General features: G+C 65.0%; 16 protein-coding genes. 10 read left to right on the top strand and 6 right to left on the bottom strand.

The window, feature by feature from the left end; genetic code table 11:
• Positions 1–84: 84 nt before the first annotated feature.
• The 10 genes from proB (at position 85) to YUU_RS0117515 (ending at position 10071) form a co-directional block, all read left to right on the top strand.
• On the top strand, positions 85–1206 hold the full coding sequence (proB, locus tag YUU_RS0117560) for a glutamate 5-kinase (protein WP_027523573.1): 1122 nt from the start codon (positions 85–87) through the stop codon (positions 1204–1206).
• Positions 1207–1606: 400 nt separating this feature from the next.
• Positions 1607–2902: a glutamate-5-semialdehyde dehydrogenase gene (locus YUU_RS0117555; protein ID WP_027523572.1), complete on the top strand. Its 1296-nt coding sequence runs from the start codon at positions 1607–1609 to the stop codon at positions 2900–2902.
• A 16-nt stretch (positions 2903–2918) separates the two neighbouring features.
• Positions 2919–3563 (top strand): nicotinate-nucleotide adenylyltransferase, encoded by a 645-nt coding sequence (locus tag YUU_RS0117550; RefSeq protein ID WP_027523571.1) that lies wholly within the window; start codon positions 2919–2921, stop codon positions 3561–3563.
• Positions 3564–3771: 208 nt separating this feature from the next.
• Entirely contained in the window at positions 3772–4128 is a 357-nt protein-coding gene (rsfS, locus tag YUU_RS0117545) for a ribosome silencing factor (protein WP_027523570.1), read from the top strand.
• Positions 4129–4252: 124 nt separating this feature from the next.
• Positions 4253–4735, top strand: a complete 483-nt coding sequence (gene rlmH / locus YUU_RS0117540; protein WP_027523569.1) for a 23S rRNA (pseudouridine(1915)-N(3))-methyltransferase RlmH — start codon at positions 4253–4255, stop codon at positions 4733–4735.
• Positions 4736–4767: 32 nt separating this feature from the next.
• Positions 4768–6087: a murein hydrolase activator EnvC gene (locus tag YUU_RS0117535; RefSeq protein ID WP_027523568.1), complete on the top strand. Its 1320-nt coding sequence runs from the start codon at positions 4768–4770 to the stop codon at positions 6085–6087.
• A complete protein-coding gene (locus tag YUU_RS0117530) occupies positions 6084–7439 on the top strand; it encodes a S41 family peptidase (protein ID WP_027523567.1) in 1356 nt (451 codons plus the stop codon). Before YUU_RS0117535 ends, YUU_RS0117530 begins: the two co-directional genes overlap by 4 nt.
• A gap of 145 nt (positions 7440–7584) precedes the next feature.
• Positions 7585–8796 carry a divergent polysaccharide deacetylase family protein gene (locus YUU_RS0117525; RefSeq protein ID WP_027523566.1) on the top strand — a complete coding sequence of 404 codons (1212 nt, stop codon included), beginning with the start codon at positions 7585–7587 and terminating at the stop codon, positions 8794–8796.
• 71 nt (positions 8797–8867) lie between these two features.
• Positions 8868–9374: an RNA pyrophosphohydrolase gene (locus YUU_RS0117520; protein ID WP_027523565.1), complete on the top strand. Its 507-nt coding sequence runs from the start codon at positions 8868–8870 to the stop codon at positions 9372–9374.
• 196 nt (positions 9375–9570) lie between these two features.
• Positions 9571–10071, top strand: a complete 501-nt coding sequence (locus YUU_RS0117515; RefSeq protein WP_027523564.1) for an RNA pyrophosphohydrolase — start codon at positions 9571–9573, stop codon at positions 10069–10071.
• 175 nt (positions 10072–10246) lie between these two features.
• Here YUU_RS0117515 and YUU_RS0117510 read toward each other — a convergent pair whose 3' ends face one another.
• The 6 genes from YUU_RS0117510 to YUU_RS0117485 all read right to left on the bottom strand — a co-directional run bounded on the left by YUU_RS0117510 (position 10247) and on the right by YUU_RS0117485 (position 17172).
• Complete coding sequence (locus YUU_RS0117510; protein WP_027523563.1) at positions 10247–11932, bottom strand: adenylate/guanylate cyclase domain-containing protein; 1686 nt, start codon at positions 11930–11932, stop codon at positions 10247–10249.
• A 150-nt stretch (positions 11933–12082) separates the two neighbouring features.
• Complete coding sequence (locus YUU_RS0117505) at positions 12083–12490, bottom strand: F0F1 ATP synthase subunit epsilon (RefSeq protein ID WP_027523562.1); 408 nt, start codon at positions 12488–12490, stop codon at positions 12083–12085.
• 87 nt (positions 12491–12577) lie between these two features.
• A complete protein-coding gene (gene atpD / locus YUU_RS0117500; protein WP_027523561.1) occupies positions 12578–14020 on the bottom strand; it encodes a F0F1 ATP synthase subunit beta in 1443 nt (480 codons plus the stop codon).
• A 34-nt stretch (positions 14021–14054) separates the two neighbouring features.
• Entirely contained in the window at positions 14055–14930 is an 876-nt protein-coding gene (locus YUU_RS0117495) for a F0F1 ATP synthase subunit gamma (RefSeq protein ID WP_027523560.1), read from the bottom strand.
• Between the two features lie 152 nt (positions 14931–15082).
• A complete protein-coding gene (gene atpA, locus YUU_RS0117490; protein WP_027523559.1) occupies positions 15083–16612 on the bottom strand; it encodes a F0F1 ATP synthase subunit alpha in 1530 nt (509 codons plus the stop codon).
• On the bottom strand, positions 16612–17172 hold the full coding sequence (locus YUU_RS0117485; RefSeq protein WP_027523558.1) for a F0F1 ATP synthase subunit delta: 561 nt from the start codon (positions 17170–17172) through the stop codon (positions 16612–16614). The genes atpA and YUU_RS0117485 overlap by 1 nt, the downstream gene beginning before the upstream one ends.
• Positions 17173–17617: the final 445 nt, after the last annotated feature.

Raw genomic sequence — 17617 nt, 5'->3', positions numbered from 1 at the left:
GTCCTGCTGCAAAAGCAGGCCTCACCGGCGCCGCCTTTCGCTCCGCCGCCTTACAATGCAGAGCAAATTCGTCCCCAAGCGCCCATGGCCAACCCCGAACTCAGTCAATTCCGCCGCATCGTCGTCAAGGTCGGCTCGGCGCTGCTGGTCGATTCCGATGCCGGCGAAGTGCGCGCATCCTGGCTCGCGGCGCTTGCGGCCGACCTCGCAAAGCTGCATTGCGAGGGACGCGACGTCCTGATCGTCTCCTCGGGTTCGATCGCACTCGGCCGCAGCCGGCTCAAGCTGCCGCGCGGCCCGCTCAAGCTGGAAGAGAGCCAGGCCGCGGCCGCCGTCGGCCAGATCGCGCTGGCGCGGATCTGGTCGGAGGTGCTCGGGGCCCACGGCATCGGCGCCGGGCAGATCCTGGTGACACTGCAGGACACCGAGGAGCGCCGCCGCTATCTCAACGCGCGCTCGACCATCGGCAAGCTCCTGGAGTGGCGCGCGATCCCCGTCATCAACGAGAACGACACGGTGGCGACCACCGAAATCCGCTATGGCGACAACGACCGCCTCGCCGCGCGCGTCGCGACCATGGCGAGCGCCGACCTGCTCGTGCTGTTGTCGGACATCGACGGTCTCTACGACGCGCCGCCGAAGAACAATCCGAACGCGAAGCTGATTCCGGTGGTCGACAGCATCTCCTCGGAGATCGAGGCCGTGGCAGGCGATGCCGAGTCCGAACTGTCGCGCGGCGGCATGCGCACCAAGGTCGAGGCCGCGAAGATCGCGACCACCGGCGGCACGCATATGCTGATTGCGTCGGGCAAGATCGAGCACCCCTTGCAGGCGATCGCCGACGGCGGCCGCTGCACCTGGTTCCTGACGCCGGCCAATCCCGTGACCTCGCGAAAGCGCTGGATCGCGGGCTCGCTGGAGCCGAAGGGCACGCTGACCATCGACGCCGGCGCCGTCGCCGCGCTTCGCGCCGGCGCCAGCCTGCTGCCGGCGGGCGTGATCAAGGTCGAGGGCCAGTTCGCCCGCGGCGATGCCGTGATCGTGCGCGGCCCCGATATGCGCGAGATCGGCCGCGGCCTGATCGCCTATGATGCCGACGATGCCGAGCGGATCAAGGGTCGCTCCTCGCCCGACGTGATGGCCATCCTCGGCATCAGCGGGAGGTCGGAGATGATCCACCGCGATGATCTGGTGGTGGGCGGGTAAGGGCCGAAGCGGCCTCATTGCTTTTTCCCATTGGGGAGGCTCCCAACGAGCCAAGAGCGGCATGTCCAAGCCAAGACTCGCAAAAGCTCATTCAGCGCAGATGGCACAGCAATACGTTCGTCTGGGGTGGACCCTTAAGCATGAGATCTATGCCGAAGGCGACGCCGAACCGTGCGAGTATGTGTTCGAGTGGCTGGCACCTGGTGAGCCAATCTGTCCCGTTCCGATCCGGAAGCTAAACTGACGACTATCGCCGGACCTACCTCGGTTTTCGGATCTACCTCACTGGGCCAATGACCCAGCTGCCGCGCCCCGGGAGAGATCAGCCATTCCCTCCCCGCCCTTCGCAAATGCGGGATTTCCGTGCTAGGACACCGCCTTAGCAGAAGGTTGAATTCCCATGGCCGCCCCCCTCAAAGCCCTCGACGGCACTGCCGATCTCCAGGCGCTGATGACCGATCTCGCCGCCCGGGCCCGCGCTGCGGCGCGCGTGCTGGCGCTGGCGCCGGCGGAGCAGAAGAACCGGGCGCTGGAAGCCATGGAGCGTGCGATCCGTAACAACGCGGCGGCCATTCTCGCGGCCAACGCCGAGGACGTGGCCGAGGCCCGCAGCAGCAGCGACGCCACGGGCGCCTTCATCGACCGTCTCACGCTGACGCCTGCGCGCGTCGAGGCGATGGCCGAGGGCATCGCCATCGTGCGCGGCATTGCCGATCCCGTCGGCGTCGTCACCGAGAGCTGGCAGCGGCCGAACGGCATGATCATCGAGCGCGTTCGCGTGCCGCTCGGCGTCGTCGGCGTGATCTTCGAGAGCCGGCCCAATGTCGCAGCCGATGCCGGCGTGCTGTGCCTGAAATCCGGCAACGCCGTGATCCTGCGCGGCGGCTCCGACAGTTTCCGCTCCTGCCGCGCGATCCACGAATGCCTGGTGCAGGGCCTGCGTGAGGCCGGCCTGCCTGAAGCTGCGATCACGCTGGTGCCGACGCGCGACCGCGCCGCGGTCGGCATGATGCTTGCGGGCCTGAACGGCGCCATCGACGTGATCGTGCCGCGCGGGGGAAAGAGCCTCGTCGCGCGCGTCGAGGCGGAGGCGCGCGTGCCTGTGTTCGCGCATCTCGAAGGCGTCAACCACGTCTATGTCGATGGCAGCGCCGATCTCGAGATGGCGAAATCGATCGTGCTCAATGCCAAGATGCGCCGCACCGGCGTCTGCGGCGCGGCGGAGACGTTGCTGGTCGATCGCGCGGGAGCGGCGAAGAGCCTGAAGCCGCTCATCGGCCTGCTGATCGACGCCGGCTGCGAGGTGCGCGGCGACGATGCCGTGCAGGCGACTGATGCGCGCGTCAAAGCTGCGAGCGAGGACGACTGGGACACCGAATATCTCGACGCGATCATCGCGGCGAAGGTCGTGGACGGCGTCGACGGCGCGATCGCGCATATCCAGCGCCACGGCTCGCACCACACCGACGCCATCGTCAGCAAGGACGAAGCTGCCGCGAAAAAATTCCTGAGCGAAGTGGACTCCGCGATCGTCCTGCACAACGCCTCGACGCAATTCGCCGATGGCGGCGAGTTCGGCTTTGGCGCCGAGATCGGCATCGCCACCGGCCGATTCCATGCGCGCGGCCCGGTCGGCGCCGAGCAGCTCACGAGCTTCAAGTACCGCGTCCACGGCACTGGACAGACGCGGCCGTGACCTCGCAGGGCGGGCATTGAGCAACAATTTCGTCGTGCCGCGCTTCGTGGCGCAAGCGTTGCCGCCTTATACCGATGGCATGCGCATCGGGCTGCTCGGCGGCTCCTTCAATCCGCCGCATCACGCGCATCGCGCGATCAGCCGCTTCGCACTCACGCGATTGCAACTCGATCGCGTGTGGTGGCTGGTGACGCCGGGCAATCCGCTGAAGGAAAACGGCGCGCTGCAGGCGCTCGGCGAGCGCATGAAGGCTGCGCGCGCGGTCGCGGGCGATCCGCGCATCGAGGTGAGCTGTCTCGAATCCGTCATCCGCACGCGCTACACTATCGACACGATCAACTTCTTGCGCCGCCGCGCAAGCGGCCTGCGCTTTGTCTGGATCATGGGCGCCGACAACCTCGCGCAATTCCATCGCTGGCAGGACTGGCAGCGCATCGCGGCCCAGGTGCCGATGGCGGTCATCGACCGCCCGCCGCAAAGCTTTCGCGCCCTCGCCTCGCCCGCCGCCCGGGCACTCGCCCGTTACCGTTTGCCGGAGAATGAGGCAGCGCGTCTTGCGGATCGGCCGGCGCCGGCATGGGTCTTCCTCACCGGGCTGAAGCTCAGCCTGTCCTCGACAACCTTGCGGAACCCGGACGGGAGCTGGAAGGCGGCCAAATGAGGCATTGCGTGAGGCAGCTCGTGGGGGGGAACACGCTCTGGCATATTGAAACCCTTAACCCCACATGATGTAGTGTAGCCAGTGAGCGTCGGATTCGGCGTTCGCGATACAGTGAAAGGAATGGTCCCTGACCACATCTGTATTGTCCAAGTCTGTTTTACCCAAGGTTGCCAAGCCTACGCGTAAAACATCGACCCAAGCTGCGGCCTTGAAGGCGCAACCCGACGCCGACAAGACGCTGAGCCTGATCCTCTCCCGCCTCGAGGATATGAAGGCGGAAGAGACGGTCACCATCGACCTTCGCGGCAAATCGGCGTACTCCGACTACATGATCGTCACCACGGGCCGGGCCAACCGGCACGTTGGCGCGATCGCGGAAAACGTCACGAAGAGCCTCAAGGAAACCGGCATCAAGAACATCCATGTCGAGGGCTTGCCCAATTGCGACTGGGTGCTGATCGATTCCGGCGATGTGATCGTGCACGTGTTCAGACCCGAGGTCCGTGAGTTCTACAATCTCGAGAGATTGTACACGCAGGGCCCTGGGGCGGCGAAGGCGATCTAGAGGCTGAAGAGGCCGATTTCGAATCGGCTGACGCGCATGCTAGCGTCGTGCGCGCGCGTGGTGTGCGCGGGTTGAACACGCGGCTCTCAAGACGCGGTTCTAAAGACGCGGTTCTAAAGACGTCATGCGTGTTGCTGTCATTGCGGTTGGCCGGCTGAAGCAGGGCCCCGAACGGGAGCTTGCCGATCGTTATTTCGAGCGGTTCGACGAGGTCGGCCGCAAGCTCGGGTTTCGCGAGCTGACCGTCCATGAAATTCCGGAAAGCCGCGCGCGCGACACTGCGACCCGCATGGCCGAAGAGGCCGCGGCAATCGGTTCGCACATTCCCGACAAGTCAGTGATCGTGGCGCTCGACGAGCGCGGGCAAAATCTCGATTCGACCGTATTTGCACGGAATCTCGGCCGCTGGCGCGACCAAGGTAGCGCGCATACAATATTCATCATCGGCGGGGCGGACGGACTTTCGCCCGAATTGCGCCGTAAGGCCAAGCTCGTGATCGCGTTCGGCGCGGCGACCTGGCCGCACCAGATGGTTCGCGTCATGCTTCTGGAACAGCTTTATCGGGCCGCAACCATCCTGGCCGGCCATCCCTATCATCGCGCGTGATTCGCGCCACAACGAGCACCTTTTCCGACGCGATGCGGGCTCAGTTTCTCAACCTGTTGCTGATCGCGGGCTTTGCCGGCAGCCATCTTGCGCCGGCGGCCGCGCAGACGGCATCGCCTGCGCCGCAGACCGCCGCGATCTCGGCGGATGCGATCAAGCAGCGCGAGCAGGAGCTCGAAGCCGCGCGGCAGCGGCAAAAGAGCGGCGAGGAGGCGCAGGCCAAGCTGAAGGCCGAGATCGCCTCGCTCGGCCAGGACCGCACCCAGCTCAACCAGCAACTGATCGACACCGCCGCCAACGTGCGCGGCGTCGAAACCAAAATCGGCGAGGCCGAATCACGGCTGACCGCGCTGAGCGGGCGCGAGCAGGAGATGCGCAATTCGCTCAATTCGCGGCGTGCCGACATCGTCGAGGTCCTGGCCGCGCTCCAGCGCGCCGGCCGGCGGACGCCGCCCGCGCTTTTGGTGCGGCCCGAGGACGCGCTGCAATCGTTGCGCACGGCCATGCTGCTCGGCGCCCTGGTTCCGGAACTGCGTGGTCGCGCGGAAAAGATCGCAAGTGAGCTCGCCGAGCTCGTGGCCCTGCGCAAGAACATCGCAACCGAGCGCGACCAGCTCGCCGCCGACCGCGACAAGGTCCGCAACGACCAGACGCGGCTTGCAGCCCTCGTCGACGAGCGGCAGCGCCAGCAGGCCTCGCGGGAAAAGGACCTCGACGCCGAAAATGCGCGCGCGATCGCGCTCTCCAGGCAGGTGGGCGACCTCCAGGGCCTGATCGCCAAGATGGAGCAGGACCTGCAAAGCGCCGCCAAGGCAGCCGAGGCCGCAAAGCAGGCCGAGGCGAAGGCGGCCGCCAACGCCAAGCCGGGGCCGGCCGCCTTCAAGGACCGTTCCCGGACCAGCCCGGCAATCGCCTTCGCCTCGGCCAAGGGTCTGCTGCCGCTGCCCGTCAACGGTACCAAGATCAGGGATTTTGGCGGTTCCGACGGCGTCGGCGGCGTCCAAAAGGGCATTTCCTTGGCAAGTCGGCCCGGCTCCCAGGTCACGACACCGTGTGACGGCTGGGTGGTCTATTCAGGCCCCTTCCGCAGCTATGGACAACTCTTGATCCTTAACGCGGGGGGCGGGTATCATGTCCTGATCGCCGGGATGGAGCGCATTTCGGTAAACATCGGACAGTTTGTGCTCACGGGGGAGCCGGTCGCGATCATGGGGTCGACATCCCAAGTCGCCTCCATTTTCGCCACCAATGCGAGTCAACCCGTGCTCTATGTCGAGTTCCGCAAAGACGGCACTCCAATCGATCCAGGCCCATGGTGGGCCGCAAATGAAGGCGAGAAGGTTCGCGGATGATGCGCAAGACTTCAGTTATCCTCCTCAGCGCGGCCACCGGCGCGGCGCTGACGCTGTTCGTGACCCAGCCGCGCGCGGTGTTCATGGGTTCGAGCGCGCGCGCCGCGACCGCGGACACGTATCGCCAGCTCAACCTTTTCGGCGACGTGTTCGAGCGCGTGCGCTCCGACTATGTCGAGAAGCCCGACGACACCAAGCTGATCGAATCGGCGATCTCCGGCATGCTCTCCGGCCTCGATCCGCACTCAAGCTACATGGACGCCAAGAGCTTCCGTGACATGCAGGTGCAGACCCGCGGCGAGTTCGGCGGCCTCGGCATCGAGGTCACCATGGAGGACGGCCTGATCAAGGTGGTCTCGCCGATCGACGACACCCCGGCCTCGCGCGCCGGTGTCATGGCCAACGACATCATCACCAATCTCGACGACGAGGCGGTGCAGGGCCTGACCCTGAACCAGGCGGTCGAGAAGATGCGCGGCCCCGTCAACACCAAGATCAAGCTCAAGATCATCCGCAAGGGCGTCGACAATCCGATCGACGTCACCCTGGTGCGCGACAACATCCGCGTCCGCTCGGTGCGCGCCCGCGTCGAAGCCGACGACATCGCCTATATCCGCATCACCACCTTCAACGAGCAGACCACCGAAGGCCTGAAGAAGGAGATCGCCAATCTCTCGAACCAGATCGGCGACAAGCTGAAGGGCTACGTCATCGACCTCCGCAACAATCCCGGCGGCCTTCTTGAAGAAGCAGTCACAGTGTCGGACTCCTTCCTGGAGCGCGGCGAGATCGTGTCGACCCGCGGCCGCAATGCCGAGGAGACCCAGCGCCGCTCCGCCCATCCGGGCGACCTGACCAAGGGCAAGCCGGTGATCGTGCTGGTCAACGGCGGCTCGGCTTCGGCCTCGGAAATCGTCGCCGGTGCATTGCAGGACCACAAGCGCGCGACCATCGTCGGCACGCGCTCGTTCGGCAAGGGCTCGGTGCAGACCATCATTCCGCTCGGCAGCGGCAATGGCGCGCTGCGGCTGACCACGGCGCGCTACTACACGCCGTCGGGCAAGTCGATCCAGGCCAAGGGCATCGTGCCCGACATCGAAGTGCTCCAGGACGTGCCGGACGAGTTGAAGTCTCGTACCGACACCAAGGGCGAGGCCTCGCTGCGCGGGCACCTCAAGAACGATGGCGACGAGAAGACCGGCTCGCAGTCCTACGTTCCGCCGGATGCCAAGGACGACAAGGCGCTCAAGATGGCCGACGATCTCCTGCACGGCATCAAGAACAGCGCCTCAGCGGCGCCAGCGCCGGGAGACAACAAGGCAGCGGCCGACAAGCCCAAAGCGGCGAACTGACGTCACGCGGCAACCTAGACGTTTCAAAAGGGCGGCTCACGGAGCCGCCCTTTTTTGCTGGGAAGCTTTACCCCGGTAGACCCACGGCCTGCCGCCGCTTGACCACGTCGTGTTATCGTCATTGCCGAGTGATTCGGGATCGCGCATGACTGAAACGGCCGATGATCTGAGTGCTCCGCTCGGACGGGACACGCCGCGGCGGAAACGCCGGCTGCGGTTGCCGTTCACGGGATTGCAGGTGATCGCCGTCCTGCTTCTCCTGTTCCTCGCGACCTTTGCCGGCTTTGCCATCTTCAACAAGGACCCGCTCGGCGGCGAGCCGATCACGCGCGTTGCCATCCGCGAGCAGAAGGCCGCCGAGGACAAGCCGGCAACCGCGGCGCCCGAAAATTCGGGCCATGAGACCAAGGCGGCGCCAAAGCAGGCCGCGCCCGGCGACCAGAAGACCGTCACCATCATTGACGGCTCCAGCGGCGCCCGCCATGACGTCATGATCGGCAGCGGCGGCGAGGCTGCCGACAAGGGCGATCCGGCAGCCGCCGCGCCCGCCATCATGTCCGGGGTCGACCAGCGGCTGCTCGAGAAGTCGCGTTACGGCATGATCCCGGTCGCAGCCGCGGACCTGAAGCCATTCACGGTCTATGCGGCGGAAGCCGACCGCGCCAAGGCGGCAAAGACGCCCATTGTCGCAATCGTCATCGGCGGGCTCGGCGTCGGTGCCGCCAAGACCGCCGATGCGATCATGAAACTGCCGGGCGCGGTGACGCTGGCCTTCACACCCTATGGCGCCGATCCCGGCAAGCTCGCCGAGCGCGCCCGCGCCCAGCACCACGAGATCTTCCTCCAGATCCCGATGGAGCCCTACGACTTCCCCGACAATGATCCGGGCCCGCAGACCCTGCTCACTTCGTTGAGCACCGACCAGAACATGGACCGGCTGTACTGGCATTTGAGCCGGATGCAGGGCTATGCCGGGCTCGCCAATTTCATGGGCGCCCGCTTCATCGCCACCGACGCGGCGGTGCAGCCGATCGTGCGTGAGGCCGCCAAGCGCGGGCTCGGCTTCTTCGACGACGGTTCCTCGCCGCGCAGCGTCGCGCCCCAGGCCGCCGCAAGCCAGGCCATGCCGTTCGGCAAGGGCGATATCGCGATCGATGCGGTACCGACCGGCGCCGAAATCGACCGCGCCCTCAACAAGCTCGAATCCATCGCCCGCGAGCGCGGCGTCGCCATCGGCACCGCCTCCGCCCTGCCCGTCTCGATCGAGCGGTTAGGTACCTGGATCAAGACGCTGCCCGACCGCGGTGTCCTGCTGGTGCCATTGACAACCGCGATGTTGAAATCAAAATCCAGCTGAATCAACGGATTGGTACGGCAGGTCCCATGGGGACGAAAGGGTCGGCCACGAGTGGTGAGAGGTTTGGCGGAATGACGCGTTACGAGGACCTGCCCTACCGGACCTGCGTTGGGGTGATGCTGCTCAACAAGGACGGACTGGTCTTCATCGGGCGCCGCGCCGGCGGCATCGAGCATGTCGACGAGACCCATGTCTGGCAGATGCCGCAAGGTGGCGTCGATCCCGGTGAAGATACCTGGGAAGCCGCCATGCGCGAGCTTTACGAGGAAACCAGCGTGCGCTCGGTGGAACGGCTCGGCGAGGTCGCCGACTGGCTCACCTACGACATTCCGCGTACCGTCGCGGGCCGCGCCTGGAAGGGCCGTTACCGCGGCCAGCGCCAGAAATGGTACGCCATGCGCTTCACCGGCAAGGACAGCGAGATCGACGTCGCCAACCCCGGCGGCGGCGGTCACAAGGCGGAATTCGTCACCTGGCGCTGGGAGCCGATGAAGAATCTTTCCTCGCTGATCATTCCCTTCAAGCGCCCGGTCTATGATCGCGTGGTGCAGGAATTTGCCGCGCTCGCGGCGAGCTGACAGAGCGGAGTCGCCGCCGCCCTCTCCGGGATCATCCCCGCCTTGTGCGCAATTGCGCACTGGGGCGGGGATCCACAACCAGAGGCGGTAGTTGGTGCGGCAGATATCAACCACGACCTTTCAACCGGTAACGGCCTGTGGTTAAGGATTCCGGGCTCGCGCTTCGCGCGCCCCGGAATGACGAAGAGAGAAGTTGGTGCCCGATCAAAAGCCCTATCGTCCCAATGTCGGGATCGCGCTGTTCAATGCCGGCGGCCTGGTGCTGATTGGCCATCGCTTCCGGGGTGACGGCCCCGAGATCATCCTGCCGGGACTGGACTGGCAGATGCCGCAGGGCGGCGTCGACGAAGGTGAGGACCTGCGCGATGCCGCGATGCGCGAGCTCTGGGAAGAGACCAGCGTCAAGAGTGCCGAGTATCTCGGCGAGACCGACTGGTTCACCTATGAATTTCCTCCCTATGACGGACCGCAAACGCATCGCCTGGCGAAATTCCGCGGCCAGCGCCAAAAATGGTTCGCGCTGCGCTTCACGGGGCGTGACGAGGAGATCGATCCGCTGACGCCGCGCAACGACCAGCCCGCTGAGTTCGATGCCTGGCGCTGGGAGCGTCTCGACCGTGTCGCCGATCTGGTGGTGCCATTCCGCCGCGAGGTCTATCGCGCGGTGGCGCAGCAGTTCGCGCCGTTCGGAACCTAAGAGTCGAAAACAGCCCCATGCAAAGTAGCCGGCAACTGCCGGCGCGATGCGCTGTGGATTTTGAGAAGTCACTGACTCGACGGACAAAATCAGCGGCAGGACGCGATCTCGGTAGCGCCGAACCGGTGCGGCACCAGAGCTCTCTCCGCTGGGGGAGAGGTGAACCGAGCCCGCCTCAATTGATCGGTCCCACCGTGAACGGGCCGATGGCGATGACGTGGCAATCGCTGTCGCGCTTGGCGCATTCGGCGAGTGCGCCGTTGACGGCGGTCTGCTCGTCGGCAGCCTTCAGCCCCAGTCCCGGGCGCCCCGCGGTCCCCACGGCAACCGCATTCCAGCCCATGGCCTCGCCGAGCTTGCGGACGACGTCGTCACGCGCATCGGCAATGATCGATGGATTGCTGGCGGCATGAAAGAAGCCGGTCACGCGCAGCGTCGAGGGAATCGGCACAGTGAAATTGTCGTCGACGGCCACGATCATGCAGGCGCCCCCGGCAAACGCGCCGCAGGATTCCAGAGCGCGTCGCGCCGCTTCGTCGATGGTTGCGGTGCCGACCACCATGAAATATTGCCCACCGGGCCCGAGCGCGACCGCACGGGACTTTGCGGCCGGCACGAAGCTCTCCAGCCGGGCCTTCGCCTGATCCCTCACCATTGGAACGTCTTTCGAGGCAAACGGCCGCTGGGTCATGGGGTCCACTCGGACCCAAGGCTGCGGCGGCATCGGCGGCCGGCCATGAGCGTAGATGATGTTGTTGCCGACGGCGTAGATCTCGCAGCGGCGCGGCGACTGCGCGGTATCGGCGCGCTTCTGGCATTGATCGAGCGCCGCACTGCGCGCAGCGTCCTCGTTCGGCTGATTCAATGCGTAGCCAACGAAGCCGCCAATGTTGAGCGCGAACGCCTTGGAGTCGCCTGCCGCGGAATATTCATTTGTGAGGTAAGCGCGAGCGCGCTCGCCAACGAACGGCACCTGGTCGGCCGGAAATTTGGCTGCGGCGGCCGGCGACGACGGGGCCGGTGTGGGTGAGGCTGCTGCGGTCGCAGTCGGGTTTGTCGTCGGAGTTGCAGTCGGCGTGCTCGCGGGTGCTTTTGCCGCCGGGCTTGGTGCCGTTGTAGCCGGCGTCGCAGGCGCGCTCGGCACGGCGGCTGCGGTTGCGGCCGGCGGCGGGCTCGACGTCGCAACCGCCGTCGATGTCTGCTCGAGCTTGGTGAAATAGAGAAAGCCCGCAACGCCGATCGCGACGATGGAGACGACCGCGACCACCAGCGGCCACATCCAGTTCGGCGCCGGCGCGGGCTTCGCGCCTGGCTTCTTGACCTGCGGTGTCGAATAACTTCCGTCCTCGCGGCGCATCGCGACCATGTAGGCGTGCACGGGGGTCGGGATGTTCTTGACCTCCTGCGCGCCGATGTCGGCGAACTGCACCGAGAGCTTGTTGGCGACCTGCTCGTGCACCGCGCGCGAGACGCAGATGCCGCCGACTTCGGCAAGCCCCTCGAGGCGCGCGGCGATGTTGACGCCGTCGCCCAACAGATCGCCGTCGCGCTCGACCACGTCGCCGATGGTGATGCCGATGCGGAACGACATCTGCCGGCTCGGCGGATAGGCCATGTTGCGGGTCCGCAGGGATTCCTGGATGTCGATCGCACAGCGCACCGCATCCACCGCGCTCGGAAATTCCGCGAGCACGGCATCGCCGGCGGTGTTGAAGATCCGTCCGCCGGCCTTCGCAATGAAATCGTCGACGACGGACCGATAAGAGGCGAGACGCCGCAGTGTCTCCTCTTCGTCTTCCGCGACCAGCCTGGAATATCCGGCAATATCGGCTGCGAAGATCGCCGCGATCTTGCGTTTCATCTGCACCAGCCCTGGAACTCCATTTGCTGCGGCAGAATGCCGTTATCCAAGACGCGGTGCAATAAGGTTTCAGCGCCCGTCACTTCCGTGACGAGCGCTGAATTCATTCAGGAATTTTTTTGTGCGAGCCCCGGAGCGGTGCCCCGGGGCTTAGTGCATAGCCGTCGTATTGAGCTCGTGCTGGATGCTCTTGTAGTGATCGAGCCGCGCGATCGCGAGATCGAGCTCGCCGCCTTCCTTCTCGGAGAGCTTTTCCTGCATCTGCGTGATGGTATCGGCGAACTGCGCCCGGTCGAGCTCGTCGATCGAGGTGGCGACGTCGGCGAGGATCGTCAGGCGGTTATCGGAGACTTCGGCCAAACCACCGGTCACGATGACCTTCTGCTTCTGGCCGCCGGCGAAGATGGTCAGGATGCCCGGCCGCACCGCAGCCACGACGGGAGCATGTCCGGCGAGCACGCCGAAATCACCTTCCCAACCGGGAATGTCGACCTGATCGACCTCGCCGGAGAAGGCGAGCTTTTCGGGAGAGACGAGATCGAAGTGGAAGGTGGCCATGAAGGAAACCTGCGAATGGTGAGTAGCGAATGGCGAGTGGCGATTAAGGGAGCGGCTATTCGCTACTCCCTATTCGCTATTCGCTGCTTAGGCCGCCTCGGCAGCCAGCTTCTTGCCCTTCTCGACCGCCTCTTCGATGGTGCCGACCATGTAGAAGGCGGCTTCCGGGAGGTGGTCGTACTTGCCTTCGCAGAGGCCGCGGAAGCCCTTGATGGTGTCCGCGAGCTCGACGAACTTGCCGGGCGAGCCGGTGAAGACTTCGGCGACGTGGAACGGCTGCGACAGGAAGCGCTCGATCTTGCGGGCGCGTGCCACCGTCAGCTTGTCCTCTTCCGAGAGCTCGTCCATGCCGAGAATGGCGATGATGTCCTGCAGCGACTTGTAGCGCTGGAGCACCTGCTGGACGAGACGCGCGGTCTGATAGTGCTCCTCACCGACGACGAGCGGCGAGAGCATGCGCGAGGTCGAGTCGAGCGGGTCCACCGCCGGGTAGATGCCCTTTTCCGAGATCGCGCGCGACAGCACGGTGGTGGCGTCCAAGTGCGCGAACGAGGTCGCGGGCGCCGGATCGGTCAAGTCGTCGGCCGGAACGTAGATGGCCTGCACCGAGGTGATCGAGCCCTTCTGCGTGGTGGTGATGCGCTCCTGCAGCGCGCCCATGTCGGTGGCGAGCGTCGGCTGATAACCCACCGCCGAAGGAATACGGCCGAGCAGCGCTGACACTTCCGAGCCGGCCTGCGTGAAGCGGAAGATGTTGTCGACGAAGAACAGCACGTCCTGGCCCTGGTCGCGGAAGTGCTCGGCGACGGTCAGACCGGTGAGGCCGACGCGGGCACGCGCACCCGGCGGCTCGTTCATCTGGCCGAACACGAGAGCGCACTTCGACTTCACGCTCGGATCCGGATTGTGCGGATCGGCATTGACCTTGGACTCGATGAACTCGTGATAGAGGTCGTTGCCCTCACGGGTACGCTCGCCGACGCCGGCGAACACGGAGTAACCGCCGTGCGCCTTGGCGACGTTGTTGATCAGCTCCTGAATCAGCACGGTCTTGCCGACGCCGGCGCCGCCGAACAGGCCGATCTTGCCGCCCTTCGCGTACGGAGCAAGAAGATCGACGACCTTGATGCCGGTGACGAGAATTTCAGCTTCGGTGGACTGGTCGGTATAGGTCGGCGCTTCCTGGTGGATCGCGCGGATGCCCTCGGCCTTGATGGGACCAGCCTCGTCGATCGGCTCGCCGATGACGTTCATGATGCGGCCCAGCGTGCCGTCACCCACCGGAACCGAGATCGGCTGACCGGTGTCGGTCACTTCCTGGCCGCGCACCAGACCTTCGGTGGCGTCCATCGCGATCGTGCGGACGGTCGATTCACCGAGGTGCTGCGCGACTTCGAGCACCAGGCGGTTGTTGCCGTTCTTGGTCTCCAGCGAGTTGAGAATGGCCGGCAGGTGGCCTTCGAACTGCACGTCGACGACGGCGCCCATGACCTGGGTGACGCGACCGATCTGGGTGGCTGCTGTAGCCATTTACTGTCTCCTTCGATCCGAATTTCGCTTCCGGTCAGACTGCTTCTGCGCCGGAGATGATTTCGATGAGTTCCTTGGTGATCTGAGCCTGACGCGTGCGGTTGTAGACCAGCGTCTGCTTGCGGATCATTTCGCCGGCGTTGCGAGTGGCGTTATCCATCGCCGACATCTGCGCGCCGTAGAACGAAGCGTTGTTCTCGAGCAGCGCGCGGAAGATCTGCACCGCGAGATTGCGCGGCAGGAGGCGGGTGAGGATCTCGTCCTCTTCCGGCTCGTATTCGTAGGACGTCGTTGTCGCGCCGGCGGCGGACTCCTCGACGACCAGCGGGATCACCTGCTGGGCAGTCGGGATCTGTGCGATCACCGACTTGAATTGCGAGTAGAACAGCGTGCAGACGTCGAACTCGCCGGCATCGAAGCGAGCCAGCACCTTCTTTGCGATATCCTCGGCGTTGACGAAGCCGAGTTGGCGGACAGAGCGAAGATCCAGGTGCTCGACGATCTGCTTGTCGAACAGGCGGCGGAGCTGCTCATAGCCCTTGCGGCCGACGCAGAAGAATTTGACTTCCTTGCCCTCGTTCTGGAGGGCCAACGCGCGCTCGCGCGCCAGACGCACGATCGAGGAGTTGAACGCACCGGAGAGGCCGCGCTCGCCGGTGCAGACCAGGAGCAGGTGGACCTGATCCTTGCCGGTGCCCGCGAGCAGCGCAGGCGCGCCGGGCGAGCCCGCCGCGGCGCTGGCGATATTGGCGATCACGGCAGACATCTTGTCCGCATAGGGACGCGCCGCTTCGGCGGCAGTCTGGGCGCGGCGCAGCTTCGACGCCGCCACCATCTGCATGGCCTTGGTGATCTTCTGCGTCGCCTTGGTGGAGGCGATGCGGACCCGCATGTCTTTGAGAGACGCCATTCTTCGTTCACCCCGACGGTCAGTCTGCGACTTGACCGCTAGCCTGTCCCTATCGTCATGCCCGGCCGTGTGCCGGGCACGCGCTCTTCATTGTTGCTTCAAGCGAAACGCGTGGCCGGGATGCCCGGCCGCGCCATCAAGCAAAGCTACTATTAAGCGAAGCTCTTGGCGAAGCCTTCGACCACGCCCTTCAGCTTGGCCGCCGTGTCGTCCGAGAGGTCGCGGCTGTCGCGGATCGCATTGAGGATCTCGACATTCTTGCCACGCAGGAGCGAGAGCAGACCGTCCTCGAACGCGCGCACCTTGTTGAGCGGCAGCGGGTCGAGATAGCCGTTGGTGCCGGCCCAGATCACGCAGACCTGCTCTTCCATCTTCAGCGGCGAGAACTGCGGCTGCTTCAGAAGCTCGGTCAGGCGCGAGCCGCGGTTGAGCAGGCGCTGAGTCGAGGCGTCGAGGTCGGAGCCGAACTGCGCGAACGCCGCCATTTCGCGGTACTGCGCGAGCTCGCCCTTGATCTTGCCGGCGACCTTCTTGGTAGCCTTGGTCTGGGCAGACGAACCCACGCGCGACACCGACAGACCGACGTTCACCGCGGGACGGATGCCCTGGAAGAACAGGTCGGTTTCCAGGAAGATCTGGCCGTCGGTGATCGAGATGACGTTGGTCGGGATGTAGGCCGACACGTCGTTGGCCTGGGTTTCGATGACCGGCAGCGCCGTCAGCGAGCCCGAGCCCTGGTCCTTGTTGAGCTTCGCCGCGCGCTCGAGCAGGCGGGAGTGCAGGTAGAACACGTCGCCCGGATAGGCTTCGCGGCCCGGCGGGCGGCGCAGCAGCAGCGACATCTGGCGGTAGGCGACGGCCTGCTTGGACAAGTCGTCATAGATGATGACGGCGTGCATGCCGTTGTCGCGGAAGTACTCGCCCATGGTGCAGCCGGTGAACGGAGCGATGTACTGCATCGGCGCCGGATCGGAGGCGGTCGCAGCGACGATGATCGAATATTCCAGCGCGCCCTGCTCTTCCAGCACCTTCACGAACTGGGCGACGGTCGAACGCTTCTGGCCGATCGCGACGTAGACGCAGTAGAGCTTGATGTTCTCGTCGGGCTGCGCGTTGAGCGGCTTCTGGTTCAGGATGGTGTCGAGCGCGATCGCGGTCTTGCCGGTCTGGCGGTCGCCGATGATCAGCTCGCGCTGGCCGCGGCCGATCGGGATCAGGGCATCGATCGCCTTGAGGCCGGTCGCCATTGGCTCGCTCACCGACTTGCGCGGAATGATGCCGGGCGCCTTGACGTCGACGCGCATGCGCTTGTCGGCCTGGATCGGACCCTTGCCGTCGATGGGGTTGCCGAGCGCGTCGACGACGCGGCCGAGCAGGCCCTTGCCGACCGGCGCGTCCACGATGGCGCGGGTGCGCTTGACGGTCTGGCCTTCCTTGATCTCGCGGTCGGCGCCGAAAATAACGATACCGACGTTGTCGGTTTCGAGGTTCAGCGCCATGCCGCGGGTGCCGTTCTCGAACTCGACCATCTCACCGGCCTGGACGTTGTCCAGACCGTAGACGCGGGCGATACCGTCGCCGACGGACAGCACCTGTCCGACTTCGGAGACTTCAGCTTCCTGGCCGAAATTCTTGATCTGGTCCTTGAGGATCGCGGAAATTTCCGCGGCGCGGATGTCCATCAGCCTGCCTCTTTCATCGCGTGCTTGATCGAATTGAGTTTGGTGCGAAGCGAACTATCGATCATGCGGCTGCCAAGCTTGACGACGAGGCCGCCGATGATCGAGGGATCGACTTTCACGTTGAGCGCGACGTCCTTGCCGGTCACCGACTTGAGGGCGGCCTTGAGAGCGTCGAGATTCTTGTCCGAGAGCTGCTCCGCGACGGTCACGTCGGCAGAGGCCTCGCCTTTATATTTGGCAACCAGCGCGCCGTAGGCGCGGATGACATCGGCCACCGCGAACAGGCGGCGGTTGGCCGTCAGCACCTTGAGGAAATTGGCGGAAATGCCTGATATGCCGGCCTTGTCCAGCACCGCTGACAGCGCCTTGGACTGGCTATCTGCCGAGAACACCGGGCTACGGACGAGGCGCTTCAGATCCGCGCTGTCGCTGAGCATGGTGCCGAACCGGTCGAGATCGGCTTTGACCGCATCGACCACATTCTGGTCGCGGGCCAGTTCAAACAAGGCCGTTGCATAACGGCCGGACACACCTGAAACGGACGTATCTTCTGCAGCCACAGACGCGCTCTTTATAGCTGTCAAACTCGCAAGGGAAAAACCGTCGCCACGAAGCGGCGCCTAGCGATCCAAGCCCTTGGAATTCAAGCGGGACTTCGATTTTCGACCGACACAGGGAAGTGCCGGGCTCGTTAAAATCGGCGCTTTGCTAACATAGCAGGCGCGCAGGTGCAACATGACGCCAAATTAAAGGCTGCGGCTCTCCGTCCCTGCTGCGGTCATGGGCACTGCGGGCCACGCGGCACCGCGCCACTTTCCGGCACCACCCAAAAAGTGTCGACCGGTCGGCCCGACAGGAATTCGTTCCTGCTTTCAGCGCATAGCGGCCATGAACACAGCTCGCAGAGACGTGAGCCCGACCACCGCCGCTTCACTTGGTCAATTACTTATCAAATTCTCAACGCGCCGGCCGATGACTTGGTTTTACAGTATTAGCGAGTATTCG

The sequence above is a fragment of the Bradyrhizobium sp. Ec3.3 genome, from assembly GCF_000472925.1.
In the GTDB taxonomy this organism is placed as follows: domain Bacteria; phylum Pseudomonadota; class Alphaproteobacteria; order Rhizobiales; family Xanthobacteraceae; genus Bradyrhizobium.
The sequence above is the reverse complement of the archived record's forward strand: the minus strand, read 5'-3'. Positions and strand labels throughout refer to the sequence as shown.